Consider the following 20,173-nt stretch of genomic DNA (forward strand, 5'->3'; position numbering starts at 1 on the left):
CACCATCGTCAGCCTCCGCGGGGCCGCAAGGCAGCGGGTCTGGCCGTTAGCAGCGCAGCGCATTCGCCGCCAATTCGTGTAGGTGAGTTGCCTACACGCCCGGACATCAGAGCGCGGTCAGCCCGTGCTGCACGCAGTACTTCGTCAGCTCGGTGTTGTTGGCCCAGCCGGTCTTCTCGAGGATGCGAGCCCGGTAGCTGCCGACGGTCTTGACCGACAGGTGCATGGTCTCGGCGATCTGCGCCGGTGTCTGGCCGGCGGCGATCAGCAGCATGACACGATGCTCCTGCGTGGACAGCTGTTCGTGCGGCAGCGCCTGCGGCGCCTTGCCGCTGAGCAGGCCCAGCAGGTGATCGGCCATCTCGGCAGTGACGTAGCGTCCGCCGTCGACCAGGCGCCGCAAGGCGGCACGCAGTTCGTCGGGCGCGCGATCCTTGGGCAGGTAGCCGCTGGCGCCCATCTGCATCAGCCGCGCGGCATAGGCGGCCTCGGCATTCAGGCTCAGAACCAGCAGCGGCACGCCGGGCAGCACCCGCAACAGGCGGCTCGCGCCCTCGGTGCCCTGCGCATCGGGCAGTGAGAGGTCCAACGTGACGAGGTCCGGCTTCGCCGCGGCGATGCGCGCCAATGCCTCGGCCAGCGTGGACGCCTCGTCGACGATGGCCTCCGGCCATTCCTGCCGGACCAGCTGGATGACGCCCATGCGCATCAGCGGATGGTCGTCGATGATGAGCAGCCTCATGCGTCCCCCCCTGACGGCACAGGCGTCGCCACGGGCGTGGACGTCTGCAACGGCAACCACACGCGCACCCGCGTGCCGCCCCCTTCGGCGGGTTCGAAGTCGAGGTCACCGCCCGCCAGCGCAGCGCGTTCGCGCATGCCGCGCAGGCCGGAAGCGCCGACCCGCATGCCGCCCGGACCACGGCCGTTGTCGATGACCTCCAGCTCGTAGCCCAGCTTGCCGGCGTGGGCCCAGGGGCGCCCCTTCACCTGCAGCGCCGTTGCGCCCGCGTGGCGCAGCACGTTGATACAGGCCTCCTGCACGATGCGGAACAGTGGCGTGGCCTGATCCGCCGACAGCCGCGCGGCGTCGATCAGTTCAAGCGCCGTCGACACGCCCGACTGCCGCTCCAGCGCCAGCAAGTAATGCGACAGCGCCGGCTCCAGACCCAGCTCGTCCAGCAAGGGCGGCCGCAGCTCCGCCGAGATCTGCCGGGCAGACCGGATGGCCTCGTCGGCCAGCGTCACCAGCTCGTCGAGCTGCGAGGCCTCGTTGACGGGCAGGTTGCGGCGCAGTGACGTGACGAGCATCTTCATCGCCGTGCCGGCCTGACCGATCTGGTCATGCACTTCCCGCGCCAGGCGACGCCGCTCCGCTTCCACACTGCGATCGAGCTCACTGGCAAAACTGCGGATGCGGTCCAGCGCCCGGCTCAACGCCTCGGTACGCTGCGCCACCTGTTGCTCCAGCCCGGCATTGACCTCGCGCAACGCCACTTCCGCGCGGTCACGCAGGCGTCGCTCGCGGAACATCAGCATCAACGCCACCGACACCATCACCAAGCCGATGCCGGGCAGCAACCGCGTCAGCCGCGTGGTGCGCTGCTGCACATCCTCGGTGGCGGCATCGGCCGCGGCGATGTGGCGTTGCTGCTCGCGGCCGAGCTGGTCGATCTCGAAGCGCAGGTCGTCCATCACGCGCTTGCCCTCGGCATAGGCGCCGATGTCGCGCATGACGGCCTCGCCGAGCGCCGTGCGGCGCGCGATCGTCTGGCGCACCTGCTCCACGCGCATCTGCACGAGCTGGTCGAGCCTGAGCAGCGATGAAGCAGGCGTGCCAGTGGCGGCCAGTTGCCCACGCAGCCGCGCATGCAGCGCGCCGAGCTCGCTCATGGCCTCCTCGTAGGGCCGCAGGAAGGGCTGCTGTCCGGTGATGATGAAGCCGCGCTGGCCCGTCTCGATGTCGACCAGCAATGTCTTCAGGCGCTGCAGGTCGGTCTGCGTGCGCAGCGACTGGCTGCGCTCGGCATCACGCAGCAGCAGCTCGGCCAGGCTTTGCGAAGCGCCGACCGCGGTGCCCACAAAGCTCAGGCAGGCGGCAATCAGAAGGCTCAGTGGAAGCCACGAATAGCGCATGCATTGATGACAGCGAAGACCCCGAACCCTTACCCGGTTGCCGGCGACATCGTCTCGAAGCGCGTTCGTCCGGCGGTGATTAGGCTATGGTGGCTCAACCGAAAAAGCAAGTCGGCCGCTTGCAGGGACTCGTCGAACCGGGGCGTTAGCCCGGCAATCGGTCAGAACAGCTCGATGTCGCTGTGCTGAGCGGCTTCCTGGATGATGCCGCTGGCCACCAGTGCCGCGTAGTTGTGCACCTGGTTGCGACCGTGCGCCTTCGCGTGATAGACGGCCTTGTCGGCGCGCTCGAAGGCGGCGGCCGGCGCATCGCCGGCCCGCACCTCGGTGAAGCCGATGCTGACGGTGATACGGCCCACCTGCGGGAAGGCATAACGCTCGGTGTTGACGCGCAGCCGCTCGAAGGCTTCGCCGGCATGCGCCTCTTCGTCACAACGCATCAGCACGACGAACTCCTCGCCGCCGAAGCGGTAGAGCAGGTCGTGGAAGCGGAACGATCCGCGCATCAGCCGCGACAGCAGCAGCAGCACTTCATCCCCGATCAGGTGACCGAAGCGGTCATTGACGGACTTGAAGTGGTCGATGTCGATGACGCCCAGCACATAGTGCGGCGTCGACGAGTCGTGCCGCCGGTCATCGGCCTCGTGCAGGGCCGCCGGCCGCGCCGGGATCTCGGAGAGCACCTTCAGGAAACTCTCGTCGAAGGTCTTGCGGTTCAGCAGGCCGGTCAGCGTGTCGCGCTCGGAATAGTCGAGCAGGCCCTGGAAGTTGTGATAGATCCGCAGCACGCTGCTGACCAGGCGCTGCGAGCCCGTGCCCAGGCGCTTGGTCGACAGGATCTCGATAACGCCGACGACATCGCGGTCCGTCGCGATCGGGAACAGGTAGAGCCACTGCCCGCCCTGCGCCACCTGCGTCACGCTGCGGCTGCGCATGGCCTCCAGACGCAGCGGATGGGATGCCACCAATGGCAGCGTCTCCGGCTTGGCCCACAGCGGGTCAGCCGACGCGACAGCGTCGCCGGCACGCAGGTGCGCCCGCGTCAGCCAGCGCTCCTGGCCCGGTTCACCTGCCGTGCGGTAGATGGCCACGGACTCGGGCTCCAGCAGGTCACGCAGCGCCATGACCAGCGTGACGTCCATGACGTCACGATCCCGGAATCCGGTCAGCTCGGCGAGGTGGTCGACAACCTGGGACATGGGGCGCCTAGGCGGAGACCGGCTGACGGGCGTACTGGCGGATCAGCCCAAGCAGATGCTCTTCGTCGTAGGGCTTGCCAAGGTAGTGGTCCACCCCGAGCTGGGCGGCGTAGTCGCGGTGCTTCTGGGCGATGCGCGAGGTGATCATGATGACGGGCAGTCCGGCCAGTCTCGAATCGGCGCGCATGTTGCGCACCAGGTCGAAACCGTCCATGCGTGGCATTTCGATATCGGACAGTACCACTGAAGGCAGCTCGTCGCCCGACAACTTCTCCATCGCATCGAGGCCATCCTTGGCAAGCATCACGCGCAGGCCCACGCGCTCCAGCAGGCGCTGGGTCACGCGGCGCACGGTCAGCGAGTCGTCGACAACCAGCACCAGCGGCGCCTGCGTCGATTCCTCCACCACCGGCGCCACAGGCGTCGGCATGTGGGACTCGGCCTCCACCATCGCCAGGCGAGCACGGGCGTCAGCACCGTACCAGTCCGCCAGCGCGACGACGTTGTAGATCAGCGCCACTTCACCCGAGGCCAGCAGGCTGATGCCGGCCAGGCCAGGCACGCGGTTCAGCTGCGCACCGAGGTTCTTGACGACGACTTCCTGGTTGCCGACCACTTCATCGACATGCAAGGCCAGCGCTGCCTGGGCGCTGCGAACCAACACCACCGGCGCATGGCGGCCATGGGCATGGCCCCGGCCAGCGTGGCCGAGCAGGCCGCCCAGCCAGTAGAACGGCAGTTCGGTGCCGCCATGCTGGAGCTTGCCGGTCGCGTAGGCAGCATCAACCGCCTCCACGGGCACGCGCTGGACGGACTCCATCAGCGCCGCCGGCACGGCGACGACCTGGTCGCCGCTCTTGAGCAGCACGATCTGCGTCAGCGCCGTGGTCAGCGGCAGGCGCAGCAGGAAGCTGGTGCCCTGCCCCGTCGCCGACGAGGTTTCGATGCTGCCACCCAGCGTGCCGACCTCGGCCCGCACGACGTCCATGCCGATGCCACGGCCGCTGAGCTCGGTGATCTGGCTGGCCGTCGAGAAGCCCGGCGCAAAGATCAGGCGGCGCAACTGAGCCTCGTCGGGCTGGCTGTCCGGTGCGATGAGACCCAGCTGCAGGCCGCGCTCGCGGATGCGGTCCAGGTTCAGGCCGGCGCCATCGTCGGAGAAGTTCAGCAGCACCTCGTTGCCATGCTGGCTGACTTCGATGCGCAGGGTGCCGACGGCATCCTTGCCAACGCTCGTGCGCAGGTCCGGCATCTCGATGCCGTGCGCCACGCTGTTGCGCAGCAAGTGCTCGAAGGCGCCCGCCGTCCGCTCCAGCACGGAGCGGTCCAGTTCGGTCTGCCCGCCGACGATCTCCAGGCGCACCTGCTTGCCGGCATCACGGGCGGCCTGCCGCACGACGCGGTGCATGCGCTCGCCGATGCTGTCGAAGTCGACCAGTCGGGTGCGCAGCAGGTCGTCCTGCAGCTCGCGCGTCAGCCGGGATTGCGCGGCCAGTTCGTCTTCTCCCGTCTGCACGTTGCGGCTGAGGGTGCGCTGCAACGTGGCCACGTCGCCGACCGACTCGGCCAGCATGCGGGTCAGTTCCTGGAAGCGGGTGTAACGGTCGAACTCCAGCGGGTCGAACTCGCGGCCGCCCTGCTGCGCCATCTCCTGCTGGATGTGCATCTGGGCCTCGGCCTGCAGCTCCAGCTCGCGCAGTTGCGTGCGCAGGCGCTCCAGGTTGTCGTCCAGGTCGAGCAGCGCGCCCTTCATCTGCGCCAGCTCGGACTCCATCCGCGCGCGGCGGATGCTGACCTCGCCGGCCTGCGTGGCCATGCGCTCAAGCAGGCTGCCACGCACGCGGACCAGCGCCTGGCCGATGGCGAGGTTCTCCGCCCCGGCTTCCACCTCGGCGTCGTCGACGAAGCGGCTCCAGTCGATCTCGCGCGACGGCTCGGTCGTCGCCTCGTTGGCCGCGGGCGCAATGCCGGCGAAGCGGGCCAGCGGCTCCGGACGGGGCTCGGCGACCGGCACGGGTGCCGGAGCTGCGGCCACCGGGGCAGCCGTGGGCGTCGGCGCAGAGACGCTGGCCGCCGGCGCGGGCGCCTTCAGGCTGCGGCCCAGGGCCTCGAACGCCTGTTCCAGCGCATCGCCTTCGTTCTGCAGCGCCTGGACCTGGCCGACGTCGGCCGTGCCGGCATGCAGCAACGCCTCGATGGCCGATTCCAGATTGTGGGCCTGCTCACCCAGGCGCATGGCGCCAGCCAGGCGGGCGCCGCCCTTGAAGGTGTGCAGCGCACGCATGCAGGCATCCGAGCGGCCCATGTCGGTGGGCTCGGCCAGCCAGTCGCGCAGCGACGCATGCAGTTGCTGCAGCAGGTCGCGACCTTCTTCCTCGAAGATCGGGTACAGCTCGGGTTCGATGGCGTCCGGCAGGCCGGCTTCGGGCTCTGTCTCGGCTGCCGCGGCCATGAGCGCTGCCGGCGAGGCAGCAAGCTCCGGTTGCGGCTCGGGAGCGGCAGGCGTCAGAAGCTCGGGCTCAGGCTCGGGCGCCGATGCGGCGATAGCGGGCGCGGGCTCCGCCCAGTCGGCCAGTTGGGTCGGCTGCGCATCGAATTCGGGCACATCGCGCGCGTCGAGCTCGATTGCGTCGGTCGCGATGACCGGCGCGGCAAGCTCGGCGGCTGCCGGCTCGACATCATCCAGCGGCGCCGGCTCCGTGATCGGGCCTTCGGCGTCCACCAACGGTGCGGCGACCGTCACTTCGGCATCCTGCGGCAGCGCATCCAGGTCCAGCGACGGCAGGTCGCCGGGCAGCGCCAACGCTTCGTCCAACGCCGATGCGGCAGTCTCGGACTCTTCCTGCGGCTCGTAGGCGTGCAGGCGGGCGATGACGTCCGGGTCGTTCGGCTTCAGGAAACCAGCGGCGAACTGATGCAGCAGATGACGGATGTCGTCGGCGGCACGCACGAAGAGCTGCGCATCGGCTTCATCGTGGCGGACGGCACGGCGCGCGCGGCCCAGCGCATGCTCCAGCTCGCGGGCGAGGCTGGACAGGTCTTCGTAGCCCACGGTACCGGCATTGCCGGCCAGCGCGTGAGCCTGCACCTCGCAGCTCTGCGGCATCGGCTGGCTCAGGTCGGCAGACCATTCGGCCAGACCCATCGACAGCTTGCGCGACAGCTCGTCGGCCTCATTGAGGAAGATGTTGAACAGCGCGATGCTGATGCGCAGCGGACCGATGAGCTTGTAGCCCTCGTCGCTGTCGGACAGCGACTCTTCCGGTGTCGTTTCGACGAGGTGCAGCGCCGGTTGGGCCTCGGCAGCTGGCTCGAAGACGGGTTCCGGCGTCGGCTCGGCCACGGGTTCGGCCGTCCACAGCGGCTCGGCCGGCTCCAGCGCCGGGATGGCTAGCGTCGTTTCCTCGGGGCGCTGCGGCAGCTCGCCCACGAGCGGCAGCTCGGGCGGCGTTTCGAGGGGTTCGTCGAGGTCGAGCTCCAGGCGGAAGTTCGCCAGGGTCTCTTCCTCGTGAACGTCCGGCAGCGGCGCCGGCGCGGCGTGCACCTCCGGCTCTGCGGGCGCGTCGAGTTTGAGCGTCGGTTCGTCGTCGAAGTGGGCCGCCGGGGCAGCGGCGATATCCGGCACGAAGTCCTGGACGGCGGGCGCCACCTCGGGCTCCAGCGCGGCCATGTCGATCGACTCCGGCAGCGGCACTTCCGTGTCGGCGAACTCGATGACCTCCACCTCGGGCATGGCGATCTCGTCCAGCACCAGGTCGGCCGCGGGCGGCTCCTCGGGTACGGCAGCGGTGAGCGGCAGGCGCTCGCCATTCAGGCGCAACGCGTCGGCGCTGCGGCGCAGCGGTTCCGGCGAGCTGGTGCCCGGCGCCTGGCCGGCGATCTGCTCGCGCCACTGCGCGAAGTAGTCCAGCGCTTCGGCCGTGAAGCCTTGCAATGCGGCGTCAGCCTGCGGATGGGCGTCGGCGAGACGGGCGTTGTACAGCTGCTCGCAGGCCCAGGCCCCCTCGCCGAAGTCGGTCAGGCCGACCATGCGGGCGCTGCCCTTGAGCGTGTGGAAGGCCCGGCGCACGATGGTGAGCTGGCCGTGGTCGGCGGGCGACTCCTGCAGCGCTTCCAGCGCGGCCCGCGCGTTGCCGATGACTTCCTCGGCCTCTTCCAGGAAGATGTCGCGCATCTCCGGATCGTCGTCGACGCTCGGCGCGGCAACGGGCGCTGCGACGGGCACAGGGGCCGGCGTGGGCGCGGGCGTGGCTGCCGGCGCAGGAGCGGGCTCGGACAGATCGAGGTCGGGCAGGCTGAGGTCGGGCAAGTCCAGCGAGGCGATGTCGACGCGCAGCGGCTGCGTCGCTTCCACGTCGAGCGAGGTTTCGATTTCGGGTTCGAGATCGACATGGAAGCCGCTGGCTTCGAAGTCGGGCAGTTCGACGGCGCCATCATGGCGACCCATGACGGCCTCCAGCCGGCCGCTGGTCTCGTCGAAACGGAACATGCGCTTGGCCAGGGCCGGCTGCACGCTCAACATATCGATGAGGAAGCCCAAAGCGCCCAGGTTGGTGGCCAGGCGCTCGAAGCTGTCCCGCGCACCGGGACGGTTGAAGTCGATCTCGGTGTTGGCGAGGCCGTCGATCTCGTCGCGCATGCGAACGGTGGCATGCGCGGCCTGATCCAAGCCCAGCACGCTGAGCACGCCGCGCATGGCCTGCAACTGGCCCGGCACGGGGATCAGCACCTTGCGCTCGACCGGGTTGCGGAAGTACTCGTCGCACTGGCGCTCGATCTCGGACAGGCTGGCACGCAGCTCGTGCACGACGCTACCCAACGTCTGCCGGTCCGACACACGCCGGTACAAGTCCTCCATCCAGTCTTCCAGCGGCTCGGCCGGCTGGCCATGCCCGACGGCATCGACACGGCGCGCCAGACGGCGCACGCGATCGGCCTGCTCGGGGCGGTCGAAGGCCTCGTCCTCGAGGGCAGCCTCGACATAGAGCAGGCTGGTGGCGACTTCCATCGCCAGCTCAGGCGGCGGCGTGCTGCGCGAGCGCAGCGTCGCCACGACGGCGCGCTGCAGCGTCTGTGCCAGGACTTCGCCGCTCGGGAACAGGCGGGTCAGGGATTCAGCCAGCGCGGCGAACTGCTCGTCCAGGCTGGCCAGGCGGTGCTGGTCGCCTTCGGCAGCGCTGGACCAGCTCTCTTTGGCCGACACCACGCGCCGCTTGGCCTGAGTCACCCAGGCCGGGTCGATGCTGCCGAGACTGGCGTCCTCGTAGTCGCCGATGAGTTCATCACTCAGGCGATAAGCCTCATGCACGGCCTGCAAGCGCGGGCCGGCGCCCTGGGCCGGACGGCATTGCGCGCAGAAGAACAGCAGGTCCTGCGCGAGACGGTCACGCTGGGGATCGTCCTGGCCGGTGCGGCCGACGATCCGGAGCTCGTGCAACAGCTTGGAGCCCAACCGCTTCGTGTAGGCATCCGGGCGGAGCAGCTTCAGCGCCAAGCCTTCGAAAACGGCGGCAGCCAGCTGCCACAGCGTGCGGCCCTGGCCGTTCGGCAGCGTCGCGGCGAGACCGGCGCACAGGCCCGACAGATTGGCTGCGTGCCCGGTGTTGGGCTCGCGCATCTGGCGCAGCAGCGCGGCCTCGAAAGGTGCGCGCACGGCCTCCGCCGAGCGCGGCGTCACGCCCTCTTCGAGCGGGATGTTGCGCCAGGCCCAGTCGTAGGACCACAGGTCGGCCGGATGGATGCGCTCGGCGCGGTTGAGCTGCTGCAGGTCGCGATAGCTCGGGTACAGCGCCAGCGTCGACGTCTTGTTGCCGGCCAGCAGCCGGGCCACATAGGCCAGCAACGCAAAGTCGGCGCGCTCGATGGTGTCGACGACGCTGCCTTCCACTTCCAGTGGATGCTCGGCGAGACGGGCGACCGCCGTCTCGGCCGCGCGCAGCACGGCGGCGCCGGCCGGCAGACCGACGACGGACAGCACACCGCTGACCTGGTGCAGCTGGGCAGCGGCCTGCTGCAGCGGGACGCTGGGCTGGGCATCGACGCCAAGCGCGGCGACGCGGTTGTCATTGCCGTCCCGCACGAGGCGGCGCAGCGTCTTGTGCACCGACTCCAGCGAGCGGCGCAACTCCTCCTGCACCCAGGCGAGTGGACTGAGGTCGGCAGGAAGTTCGGGATCTCGCAGGGCGGCGTCCATGCGTGCGCTCGTCAGGCGACCTTGAATCGGGACACGGAAGCGCGCAGCGCCTCAGCGGAACGGGACAGCTCATGCACCATCTGTGCGGTGGAGCGCGTGCCCTCGGACGTCTGCTCGGTCACGGCGAAGATGTGCTGAATGTTGGAGGCCACTTCGTTGGCGTGGGCGGCTTCCTGCTGGGCTTGCGACGAGATGCGCACGATCAGCTGGTCCAGCTGGCGGGACACCGCGTCGATGTCTTCCAGCGCCTTACCGGCCGCGTCGGACAGCTGCGTACCTTCCACCACACCGCGCGTCGAGCGCTCCATGGCGGCCACGGCGTCGTGGGTGTCGGTCTGAATGGTCTTCACGAGCGCGGCAATTCGGCGCGTCGCGTCGCCGGAGCGTTCCGCCAGGCGCTGAACTTCTTCCGCAACGACCGAGAAGCCGCGGCCCGCTTCGCCGGCGGACGCCGCCTGGATGGCAGCGTTCAAGGCCAGCACGTTCGTCTGTTCGGTAATGTCCGAGATCAGTTCCGTGATCTCACCGATTTCCTGAGACGACTCGCCCAGCCGCTTGATGCGCTTGGACGTCTCTTGAATTGAGTCGCGGATCGCGTTCATACCGGCGATGTTGTTCTGCATCGCGGCCAGACCTTGCTCGGCGGCTTCCCGGCTGCGGCGCGCCACCTCGGCGGTCGTCTGCGCTTGCGCGGACACCTCGGTAATGCGGTTCGCCATGCCCAGCACGGCCTCGCCGGTCGCGCGGATCTCGTGCAGCTGTTCCTTCGAAGCGGCCAGCAGGTCGGTGGACGTCTGGTCCACCGCGCCGGTCGTGTCCGTCACGCGGGCTGCCGTGGCCTGCACCTGGCCGACCAGGTTGCGCAGCTCTTCCACCGTGTAGTTCACGGAGTCGGCGATCGCGCCGGTGATGTCTTCCGTCACCGTCGCCTGTTGCGTCAGGTCACCTTCAGCGACCGTGGCCAGTTCGTTCATCAGCCGCAAAATGGCCGCCTGGTTCGCGTCGTTGACGCGCTTGGCCTCGGCCTCCTCGGCCTCGGCGCGTTGCTTCTCCGCCTCGGCGAGTTCCGCACGGCGGGACTGGTCAGCCAGGTACAGGCGCAGGAAGCCGACCGCACCGCCGACCAGCGCAGCCAGCGACACCAGCATGAAGAGGATGAGGCCAATGCCCGCGCCACCCGATTTTTCGAGCTGGGCGGCTGCTTCTTCCAGGTTCTTGCGCAGCGGTTCCGAGTCGTTGAGGATGGCCGTCTGCGCCTCACGCGCAGACACCAGGCCCTGCAGGTTGCTCAGAATGGCAGAGGCCTGCGTACGCGTCTGCTCGTACTGCTTGAGCAGCGTCTGCAGCCGTTCCTTCATCTGCGGGTCTTTGGCCGCATTCAGACGCAGTTCCGGGCTGCCGTTGATCAGCGCCTCGGTGATGAGCTTGAAGGAGTTCAAGTCCTTGCCCAGCAGGAACACCGCCTCGGGGCTCACGCCTTCCTGCGTCAGGAACTCGTTGGCGCTCTTGCCGATACGCTGCGTCAGCATCACCAATTGACCCACTGCGGACACCTCACCGGCGGACGCGTTGATCTGCAGTGCCTGGGACGACACGGCTTCGGCGGACTCCAGCAGATCGCTGGACTGTCGGTTGATCGCGCGCAGCGCGGAACCGACCTGCGTCAGGATCTTTTCCTGCGACTGGACGATCTTGCCGTTCTTCTCGGCACGCTCGACCAGCGGCTTCAGCACTTCCAGCGTCGGCTGCACGGCGGCCGGTGCGACGGCCAGCGTACCCTCACCGGTGCGCAGGTTGGTGACGACATCGCCGAGCGTCCCCACCGACTCGCGCAGTTCTCCGAACGCGGCCGGATTGCCCACCAACGCGGCGGACACCGACTTGGCCATGCGCTGCGAGTGCATCAAGGCCTGACCGGCGGCACGCACCTGCGCGGCGCTGCGACTGGAGCTGACCAGCACGAGACTGACCGAGACGGCGGTACCGACCAGGCCCAGCGCAACCAGGCCCGTCAGCACGCGCTGGCTGTGACGACCGAAGATGTTGGCGATGCGCTCGGCACCGGTGGTGGGCTGTGACGCCTGCGTGGGGTCGGAGAACTGCGTCGTCTGCGCGAAGTTCATCGAGCTCGGCGGGAACTCGCTGTTGGGGCCGGGCTCCGTGGGCACAGCCTGCGAGATGATGGACGCCGGCGCAGCCGAAGCCGTCGGCACATCCATGCGCGCGAAAGCCTCGGTACGTGGCATCTCGGCGCCGACGAGCGTGGAGTCGGCCGGGCGCGTGCCGTCGAAGCCTGCGCTCTGAGAGTCGAATGTCGTGTCGGCCGCCTCGGGAACTGCCAGCGGCAGGTCATCGGTTTCGGACTTTCCCCTGATCTTGTCCAGCAGGCTCATCTCACCCTCGTCCTTCAGTGTTTGTGGTGCCCGCGCGCCAGCGCAGACTGTGCGGCCGGGAAATACGGTTTACGCGACGATGTGCAGGAAGTTTTCCTGCCTCGACAACGCTTCGAGATTGATTTCTTGCCAAGTGCGGCCGGCCTCGTCTCGACGCAGCGTGCCGGCGAATCGCGGGCGCACGCCGGTGGGCTGCTCGGCCGCAAGCGGCACTTGTTCGTCGCTTCGCAACCCCGCCAGCCGATCCACCAGCAGCGCGCAATTCAGGTTCAGCTCGCTGCTCAGCGAGACCAGCCGCGCCTGTGGCGACACGGCACGTCCAGGTGCCGCAGACTCCCGCAGCCCCAGATACACCGACATGTCGACGACAGTGAACAGGCCGCCGCGAAGATTGGCCACGCCGGCCAGCCAGGGCTTGGCGTAGGGCACCGGCTTGATCGGCACCGGCGCGAAGATTTCGTTGGCCTGCTTCAACGAGAACAGCAGGCCCACGCCCGCGCATTCCACGGCCAGCCACTTGGCGATCAGCGTGGTCTCGCGAGCCACCTGCATGCGCTCGGCCAGGCGCTGCTGGAGCTCACGGAGGGCGGTCTTGTTCGACATGGCGCGGGTCAGCCCAGTGCTTTGATCTTGGCGAGCAGCTCTTCCGCCTTGACGGGCTTCACGACGTAGTCGCTGGCGCCCTGGCGCATGCCCCACACGCGGTCGGTTTCCTGACCCTTGCTCGTGCACATGATGACGGGCACGCCGACGAAACGCTCGTCGCGCGTGATCGCGCGGGTCAGCTGGAAGCCGTTCTGGCCGGGCATCACGACGTCCATCAGGATCAGGTCGGGCTTGGCTTCGGCCAGGCGCTTCATCGCCTCTTCGCCGTTCTCGGCCGTGCGCACGTTGTAGCCGCGCTTGATCAGCATCTCCGAGAGGGCATGCAGTTCGGTCTTCGAGTCGTCGACAAGCAGGATGTTTTGGATGCTCATGGCTGTCTCTCTTTCAGGACTTCTTACGGCCGGTGCTGTAGCACCGCTTGAAGCAACTGATCCTTGGTGAAAGGTTTGGTCAAGTAGTCCTGCGAACCCACCATGCGCCCGCGCGCCTTGTCGAACAGCCCATCCTTGGAGGACAGCATGATGACCGGCACGCCGGAGAACTCCGGGTTGCGCTTGATGATGGCGCAGGTCTGGTAGCCGTCGAGCCGCGGCATCAGGATGTCGCAAAACACCAGATCGGGTTGGAAGTCCCCCAGCTTGGAGAGCGCATCAAAACCGTCCTCGGCGAGGGCCACCTCATGCCCGCCCTGCTTCAGGAAGATCTCGGCGCTGCGGCGAATGGTGTTGCTATCGTCGATGACGAGGACACGCGTTCGTCCTGTACTGGAAACTTGCTCGCTCAAACCATGTCTCCTAGGAACTTCAGCTCGGGTCTTGGCCGGTCAGGCGCTTCAGATGCGCACCATCTCGAAGTCCTCTTTGCGTGCGCCGCAATCGGGGCAGGTCCAATTCATGTCCACGTCTTCCCATTTCGTGCCAGGGGCGATGCCGTGGTCGGGATCGCCCGCAGCTTCGTCATAGATCCATCCGCAGATCAGGCACATCCAGGTGCTGGGTTCGCTCACGTTGCTTAAAGTGCTCACTACAATCGATTCATTCTAGCCAGGGCCCGAGAGCGCAATGCTGAGGGCAAACGCCTGTGCTTTGGGCGTCGGAAACGCCCTTTTAGCGGCAGACTCCACGCTTTACGGCAGCTCTTCGGCCGCGACCGCCACGACTTCCCCATGAGCCCAACTTCCCTCCCCCCTGACCCCGAGGTCGACGAGCCTCAGGACGAGCTGGACAGCCCGCCGCCAGCCTGCGTGCTGAGCTTCAATGCCAGCGATGCGACGGGCGCAGGCGGCCTGGCGGGCGACATCGCCACCATCGCGGCGATGGGTGCGCACTGCCTGCCCGTCGTCACCGCCGTGGTGCTGCGCGACACCGCCGAAGTCTTCGAGCACGAGAACCTCGACCCGGACACGCTCGCCGAGCAGGCACGGCACATCCTGGAGGACGTGCCCATCACGGCCTGGAAGGTCGGCTTCCTCGGCAACGCGGAGGGCGTCAGCGCCGTCGCCGAAGTGCTGAGCGACTACCCAGATGTGCCGCTGGTGACCTACCTGCCGTCGGTCGCCTGGATCGACGAGGACGAGCAGCAGCAGTACCTCGACGCCCTGCGTGAGCTGGTGCTGCCGCAGACGGCCGTGCTCGTGGGCAACCACAAGACGCTGACGGACTTCCTGCTGCCCGACTGGGACAGCGAGCGTGCCCCATCGGCGCGAGAGCTGGCCGTCGCCGCCGCGCAGTCCGGCGCGCAACACGTGTTGGTGACCGGCATCCAGCTGCCCAACCAGTTCGTCGACAACGTGCTGGCCAACGCACAAGGACCCATCGCCGGCGAGAAGTTCGAGCGCTTCGAGACGGCCTTCGTCGGCGCGGGCGACACCTTGTCCGCGGCGCTGGCGGCGCTGCTGTCGGTCGGCGCCGAACTGCACTCGGCGGTCAGCGAAGCGCTGTCCTTCCTCGACCAGTCGCTGGACGCGGGCTTCCGCCCCGGCATGGGCAACGTCGTGCCAGACCGCTTCTTCTGGGCGCTACCGCCGGCCGATGAAGAGGGCAGCGAGCCCGCCTTCGACGAACCCGAACCCGAGCTGCCGCCCAAGACGCCGCGCCGCATGCACTGAACTTTTGATTGCACTTGTTTCCATGGCTAGCAATTCCGAGCTGTTCGAACGCGCCGCGCGTGTCATTCCCGGCGGTGTGAACTCCCCCGTGCGCGCTTTTCGCGCCGTCGGCGGCACGCCACGCTTCATCGCCCGTGGCGACGGCGCGTACATCTTCGACGCCGAGGGGCGGCGCTACATCGACTACATCGGCTCCTGGGGCCCGATGATCCTGGGCCACGGACACCCCGCCGTTCTTGAGGCCGTCACGAAGGCCGCCACCGAGGGCTTCTCGTTCGGCGCGCCGACGGAGCGCGAGATCGAACTGGCCGAGGAGATCTTGAAGCTGGTCCCCAGCATGGACCAGGTGCGCCTCGTCAGCTCCGGCACCGAGGCGACGATGAGCGCCATCCGCCTGGCGCGCGGCGCCACGGGCCGGCCCAAGTTCATCAAGTTCGAGGGCTGCTATCACGGTCACACCGATGCGCTGCTCGTGAAGGCAGGCTCGGGCCTGGCCACCTTTGGCCACCCGACCAGCGCCGGCGTCACACCGGGTGCTGCGGCGGATACGGTCGTTCTGGAATACAACAACGTCGAGCAGCTGGAAGCGGCGTTCGCCGAGCACGGGGCCCAACTGGCCTGCGTCATCGTCGAGCCCATCGCCGGCAACATGAACTTTGTGCGCGCTTCGGTGCCGTTCATGACGGCAATGCGCCGGCTTTGCACGCAGCATGGGGCGCTGCTGGTGCTGGACGAAGTGATGACGGGCTTCCGTGTCGCCCTCGGCTCCGCACAGTCGCATTACGCGACGCTGATCCCCGGCTTCGCGCCCGACATCTCAGTCTTCGGCAAGGTCATCGGCGGCGGCATGCCGCTGGCCGCCTTCGGCGCCAAGCGCGAAGTCATGCAGCACCTGGCGCCTCTCGGCGGCGTCTACCAGGCCGGTACGCTGTCCGGCAACCCGGTGGCCACGGCATGCGGGTTGGCGACGCTGCGCGAGATCCAGAAACCCGGCTTCTTCGATGCGTTGTCGGCCAAGACGCGGCAACTGGTCGATGGCCTGAAGGCGGTGGCCGCCGAGAACGGCGTGCCGTTCAGCGCCGACTGCCAGGGCGGCATGTTCGGCTTCTTCCTGCTGCCCGAGCTGCCGCAGAACTACACGACCGTGATGACCACGGACAAGGAGCGCTTCAACCGCTTCTTCCACGCGATGCTGGAGGCCGGCATCTATCTTGCTCCGGCGCTGTACGAGGCCGGCTTCGTGTCGGCGGCGCACAGCGAGGCCGACATCGCCGCCACGCTGGACGCCGCCCGCCAGGCCTTGCGTTGACCCTGGGGGGCCGCCTGGCGGCCTGACAAGCCATGCATCTTCACATCCTCGGCATCTGCGGCACCTTCATGGGCGGTCTGGCCGCGCTGGCCCGCGAGGCCGGCCACCGCGTGACCGGCTGCGACGCCAATGTCTACCCGCCGATGAGCACACAGCTCGAGGCACTGGGCATCGAGCTGATCGAGGGCTTCGGCGCCGAACAGCTGGAGTTCAAGCCCGATGTCTTCGTCATCGGCAACGTCGTCACGCGCGGCGAGCGCTTCCCGCTGATGGAGGCCATCCTCGACGCCGGCCTGCCCTACGTGTCCGGTCCGCAATGGCTGGCCGAGCATGTGCTGCAGGGCCGTCACGTGCTGGCGGTCGCCGGCACGCACGGCAAGACGACGACGACCTCCATGCTCGCGTGGATCCTGGCGCACGCCGGGCACCAGCCCGGCTTCCTCGTCGGCGGCGTGCCGCAGAACTTCGGCGTGTCGGCGCGACTCGGCGAGGGCCAGCCGTTCGTCATCGAGGCAGACGAGTACGACACCGCCTTCTTCGACAAGCGCAGCAAGTTCGTGCATTACCGGCCGCGCACGGCGGTGCTCAACAACCTCGAGCACGATCACGCCGACATCTTCCCGGATCTCGCCGCCATCGAGACCCAGTTTCACCACCTAGTGCGCACCGTGCCCGCCAGCGGCCGTCTGGTCGTTAATGCGCGCGAGGAGGCGCTACAGCGCGTCATCGCGCGCGGCTGCTGGAGCGAGGTGCAGCGCTTCGGCGCGAAGAAGGAAGAAGCCGGCATGCTGCGCGCCCGCGGCGAGCCGCAGGCCTTCGACGTGCTGCGCGGCAGCTTGAAGGTGGCCCGCGTCGAATGGGGGCTGATCGGCGAGCACAACCAGCTCAACGCGCTGGCCGCCATCGCGGCAGCCGAACATGTCGGCGTCTCACCCGAACAGTCGGCCGCAGCGCTGGCCGAATTTCAGAACGTGCGACGGCGCATGGAGTTGCGCGGCGAGGTGCGCGGCATCAAGGTCTACGACGACTTCGCCCACCACCCGACGGCCATTCGCACGACCATCAACGGCCTACGGCGCCGCATCGCGCCGGCTGAGCGCATCCTGGCCATCTTCGAACCCCGCTCCAACACGATGAAGCTCGGCACGATGAAGGCGCAGCTGCCATGGGCCCTGGAGGAGGCGGACCTGGCGTTCTGCAACCAGCAGGGCTTGAGCTGGGATGCCAAGGAGGCGCTGGCGCCGATGGGTGCACAGGCCATCGTTGGCGCCAATGTCGACGATCTCGTGGCCGCCGTCGTCAAGGCGGCCAAGCCAGGCGACCACCTGCTGTGCATGAGCAACGGCGGCTTTGGCGGCATTCACGACAAGCTGCTGCAAGCCTTGCCCGCCCGGGCCTGAGCTCCGAGGGCGGCATTCGCGACGCACCATCCAGGCGGCTGGCCGGGCAGCTCTGCCGCTCCGCAAACGCGAGCGCCGGCAAGACGAGATAACGCCCATGACCGGGGCCTCGCCGCAACCGACGGCCTCGCGCGGGGCTTTTGAGCGGTCGGACTCTGCGTCAGACTGCAAGCCCCGCCTGAAGGACTCCGCCCTATTGGAGATCAGCAGCGTCCTGCATCACAGCATGGACCACCGCGGCATCACCTCGCCGCGCAGAATCGTCATCAAGGCCATTCAAGACAGCGCCAGTGGGAACGCCCCGCTTATTGGCAGGTCGCACCAACTCGCGAGCCTCAGACACCCGAGCACTTGCCGCCCTCAGGAACTCTCCCGCGATCGTGGCCGCGTAGAGCTGATGCCTGGACGCCTGCATTTCCAACCCGAGAAGGTCGACGATGGCTTCGGCGCGGACCAAATCATTCGACGCCTCATCGAGGAAGTTCCAGGCCTCGTGTAGGCGGGCGGACTTGTCGTCCCGGTTTTCCTCATCGCTGGGGTGAGAGGTTGGCGCCGGCGCCTCTCGGCGCGACTTTGAAAGACGATTTGCCATGTCTTGCTCCTTCGAGACGACGAGGGTCGGTCGGCCGTACACCACACCATTAGCGGCAGGCATGCGAACTCACTTCATGCCGAACGACTGAATGATAGTGGATTTTGTATTTAATTAAATATTGTTTTAAAAATATCATCGGCCGACGCTTCTGGCATGGCAGTCAGCAAGAACGTCGTGAGGAGAGGTCGCCCTTCAGGATCGCAGTCGACCGATCCGAAAGTCGCAGCGGCGCTTGGGAAGGCCATCGCTTCGGTGAGAGTGGCTCAAGGCATGTCGCAGGAGGCGCTGGCCCTAGCGTCCAACGTGGGACGCTCCAACATTTCAATGATTGAGACTGGTCGAACCGCCCCGAATTTCGTGGGTGTCGTCAGGATTGCCGCCGCCTTGAACTGCAGCCTGCCAGTGCTGATGAGAGAGTTCGAACACCATTACGTGGAGCGCTAAGAGGCACTGACACTCGCAAATCCGAAAGGGCGTTGGCTGCTTGGCCTGGCGTACGTAGATGGCGACCTTGCGGCGCAGCACAACGGCAGGCAGTTCATGTTGGACATCGTCAGCCTCCGGCTCACTAACGCCGCTGGCCTGCGTCAGCACCGCGATGAGCACAGGCGTCGCCCCGGCACTTCTCCGGCGTCATTCCCATGAGTACCTAGGTCTCGAACGCTATGCAAAGCTTACGCGGGTGCGCAGCGAGTTGTTTTGCATTGCGCTCCCTTCCTGGGGTCCTGTCCCGCCGATACGCGAGCAAAGTCGATGCAGCTTTTGGAAGATTGAGTCTGCAGTAGCGGTCCACTTGAACGGCTGGCAATTGGCGTTGTGCGCCGCGACGAAGTGGTCGATGCGCTGCACGAGTTGCTTGACGCTGGTGAACGAGCCGCGGCGGATGGCCTTGTCGGTGATCAGCGCGAAGAAGCGCTCGACCTGGTTCAGCCACGAGCTATAGGTCGGGATGAAGTGCATGTGCCAACGTGGCCTGGTGGCCAGCCAGGCCTTGATCTTCGGGTGGCTGTGGGTGGCGTAGTTGTCGCAGAGGCAGTGGACGTCCAATTCGGCCGGCACCGCCTTGTCGATCTCGCGCAGGAAGGACAGGAACTCCTGGTGCCGGCGACGCGGCTTGCAGGCGGCCAGCACGGCGCCATTGAGCACGTTCAGCGCTGCGAATAGCGTGGTCGTGCCGTGACGCTTGTAGTCGTGCGTGACGCCCTCGACGTAGCCGAAGCCCAGAGGCAGCATCGGCTGCGTGCGCTCCAGTGCCTGGCACTGGCTCTTCTCATCCACGCAGATGACCAGCGCGTTGTCCGGGGGGCTCAGGTACAGACCCACCACGTCGCGCAGCTTCCCGATGAAGAACGGATCGTTGGACAGCTTGAAGCTCTCGGTGCGATGGGGCTGCAGCCCGAAGAGCTGGAAATAGCGCTGCACGCTGGTCTTGGAGATGCCGGTCTCGGCGGCCACGGTGCGCACGCTCCAGTGAGTCGAGCCATTGGCCGGCTTGGTATGCAGCGTGGTCTTGATCAACTGCGCCACACGCTCATCGTCGATCGTGCGGGGCTCGCCAGGGCGCACGTCGTCGTACAGCCCGGCAATGCGTCGCTCGATGAACCGCGTGCGCCACTTCCCCACAGTGGCCTGGGTGAGCTTCAGGCGCGCGGCAATGGCGCTATTGAGTTCGCCGTCCGCGCTGCTGAGAACGATGCGTGCCCGCGTGCTCAACGCAGCAGGCAGCGAGCGGCTGTGAGCAAACGACGGAAGCTGTGTGCGCTCCTCGTCAGCCAGCAGCAGTTCAACCTTCGGTCGGCCCGTCCTCATCGCGGCATCTCCAGTTCCAAGATACCGCAATGGCACGCAGGATAAATGCCAGGAACTAACGGGACAGGACACTAGCTGCCCGCCGGGTGATGTGCAATGAGCTGGGATGAGCCCTGTCGCGGGCAGGCGATCACGGCACGGGTCGGCAAGGCCCACTCCGGCCTCCGGCGGTCTGTGTCGCGAGGCGGGTCACCCAACCGGCTCCATAGCAGGGTCATCAGAGTCGCCATGTACGGAATCTGACTACGGATTCCGACACTCAAAACGAGCGCCATCCGCGCAGTTCCGCAACCGATAGGACGAGTCCTTCCGCCAACGCGATTTTTGATAGACCTCCGCTCCCGGAACTCCCACCATCCGCGCCATTCAAATGTTCGTTGGCTTTTGTTGAGGAGCGATGGGATGGCTAATGCCTTACAGGCAGCC

Annotated in this window: 15 protein-coding genes; 4 read left to right on the forward strand and 11 right to left on the reverse strand. The window is 67.3% G+C overall.

Features of this window, described 5'->3' with window-relative positions; genetic code table 11:
* Positions 1-106: 106 nt before the first annotated feature.
* From LXT13_RS10955 to LXT13_RS10995, 9 genes are all read right to left on the reverse strand, one after another.
* Positions 107-742, reverse strand: coding sequence for a response regulator (locus LXT13_RS10955; protein WP_233371950.1), 636 nt, complete (start codon positions 740-742; stop codon positions 107-109).
* A complete protein-coding gene (locus tag LXT13_RS10960) occupies positions 739-2,136 on the reverse strand; it encodes a CHASE3 domain-containing protein (RefSeq protein WP_233371951.1) in 1,398 nt (465 codons plus the stop codon). The genes LXT13_RS10955 and LXT13_RS10960 overlap by 4 nt, the downstream gene beginning before the upstream one ends.
* A 161-nt stretch (positions 2,137-2,297) precedes the next feature.
* Positions 2,298-3,335, reverse strand: a complete 1,038-nt coding sequence (locus tag LXT13_RS10965; protein ID WP_233371952.1) for a GGDEF domain-containing protein — start codon at positions 3,333-3,335, stop codon at positions 2,298-2,300.
* A gap of 7 nt (positions 3,336-3,342) precedes the next feature.
* Complete coding sequence (locus LXT13_RS10970; RefSeq protein ID WP_233371953.1) at positions 3,343-9,528, reverse strand: hybrid sensor histidine kinase/response regulator; 6,186 nt, start codon at positions 9,526-9,528, stop codon at positions 3,343-3,345.
* A gap of 11 nt (positions 9,529-9,539) precedes the next feature.
* Positions 9,540-11,921, reverse strand: a complete 2,382-nt coding sequence (locus LXT13_RS10975) for a methyl-accepting chemotaxis protein (RefSeq protein ID WP_233371954.1) — start codon at positions 11,919-11,921, stop codon at positions 9,540-9,542.
* A gap of 69 nt (positions 11,922-11,990) precedes the next feature.
* Complete coding sequence (locus tag LXT13_RS10980) at positions 11,991-12,524, reverse strand: chemotaxis protein CheW (protein WP_233371955.1); 534 nt, start codon at positions 12,522-12,524, stop codon at positions 11,991-11,993.
* A gap of 8 nt (positions 12,525-12,532) precedes the next feature.
* Positions 12,533-12,898 (reverse strand): response regulator transcription factor, encoded by a 366-nt coding sequence (locus tag LXT13_RS10985; protein ID WP_255719364.1) that lies wholly within the window; start codon positions 12,896-12,898, stop codon positions 12,533-12,535.
* A 23-nt stretch (positions 12,899-12,921) separates the two neighbouring features.
* Complete coding sequence (locus LXT13_RS10990) at positions 12,922-13,311, reverse strand: response regulator (protein WP_233371956.1); 390 nt, start codon at positions 13,309-13,311, stop codon at positions 12,922-12,924.
* A gap of 48 nt (positions 13,312-13,359) precedes the next feature.
* Positions 13,360-13,512 (reverse strand): rubredoxin, encoded by a 153-nt coding sequence (locus tag LXT13_RS10995; protein ID WP_255719422.1) that lies wholly within the window; start codon positions 13,510-13,512, stop codon positions 13,360-13,362.
* Between the two features lie 180 nt (positions 13,513-13,692).
* On the opposite strand from LXT13_RS10995, the gene thiD reads away from it, so the two are divergent.
* Genes thiD through mpl form a run of 3 tightly spaced genes read left to right on the forward strand, consistent with a single transcriptional unit; the run spans position 13,693 to position 17,343 of the window.
* Complete coding sequence (gene thiD / locus LXT13_RS11000; protein ID WP_233371958.1) at positions 13,693-14,634, forward strand: bifunctional hydroxymethylpyrimidine kinase/phosphomethylpyrimidine kinase; 942 nt, start codon at positions 13,693-13,695, stop codon at positions 14,632-14,634.
* A 22-nt stretch (positions 14,635-14,656) separates the two neighbouring features.
* Positions 14,657-15,943, forward strand: coding sequence for a glutamate-1-semialdehyde 2,1-aminomutase (hemL, locus tag LXT13_RS11005; RefSeq protein WP_233371959.1), 1,287 nt, complete (start codon positions 14,657-14,659; stop codon positions 15,941-15,943).
* Positions 15,944-15,975: 32 nt separating this feature from the next.
* Positions 15,976-17,343 carry a UDP-N-acetylmuramate:L-alanyl-gamma-D-glutamyl-meso-diaminopimelate ligase gene (mpl, locus tag LXT13_RS11010; protein WP_233371960.1) on the forward strand — a complete coding sequence of 456 codons (1,368 nt, stop codon included), beginning with the start codon at positions 15,976-15,978 and terminating at the stop codon, positions 17,341-17,343.
* 193 nt (positions 17,344-17,536) lie between these two features.
* Here the strand turns inward: mpl and LXT13_RS11015 are convergent, their stop codons facing one another.
* Entirely contained in the window at positions 17,537-17,998 is a 462-nt protein-coding gene (locus LXT13_RS11015; RefSeq protein ID WP_233371961.1) for a hypothetical protein, read from the reverse strand.
* Positions 17,999-18,208: 210 nt separating this feature from the next.
* Between LXT13_RS11015 and LXT13_RS28950 the strand changes: the two genes are divergently transcribed.
* Positions 18,209-18,382, forward strand: a complete 174-nt coding sequence (locus tag LXT13_RS28950) for a helix-turn-helix domain-containing protein (RefSeq protein WP_419964664.1) — start codon at positions 18,209-18,211, stop codon at positions 18,380-18,382.
* A 219-nt stretch (positions 18,383-18,601) separates the two neighbouring features.
* Here LXT13_RS28950 and LXT13_RS11025 read toward each other — a convergent pair whose 3' ends face one another.
* Positions 18,602-19,747 carry an IS630 family transposase gene (locus LXT13_RS11025; RefSeq protein WP_233372002.1) on the reverse strand — a complete coding sequence of 382 codons (1,146 nt, stop codon included), beginning with the start codon at positions 19,745-19,747 and terminating at the stop codon, positions 18,602-18,604.
* Between the last annotated feature and the right edge of the window lie 426 nt (positions 19,748-20,173).

This window comes from Pelomonas cellulosilytica, assembly GCF_021353265.1.
In the GTDB taxonomy this organism is placed as follows: Bacteria; Pseudomonadota; Gammaproteobacteria; order Burkholderiales; family Burkholderiaceae_C; genus Pelomonas; species Pelomonas cellulosilytica.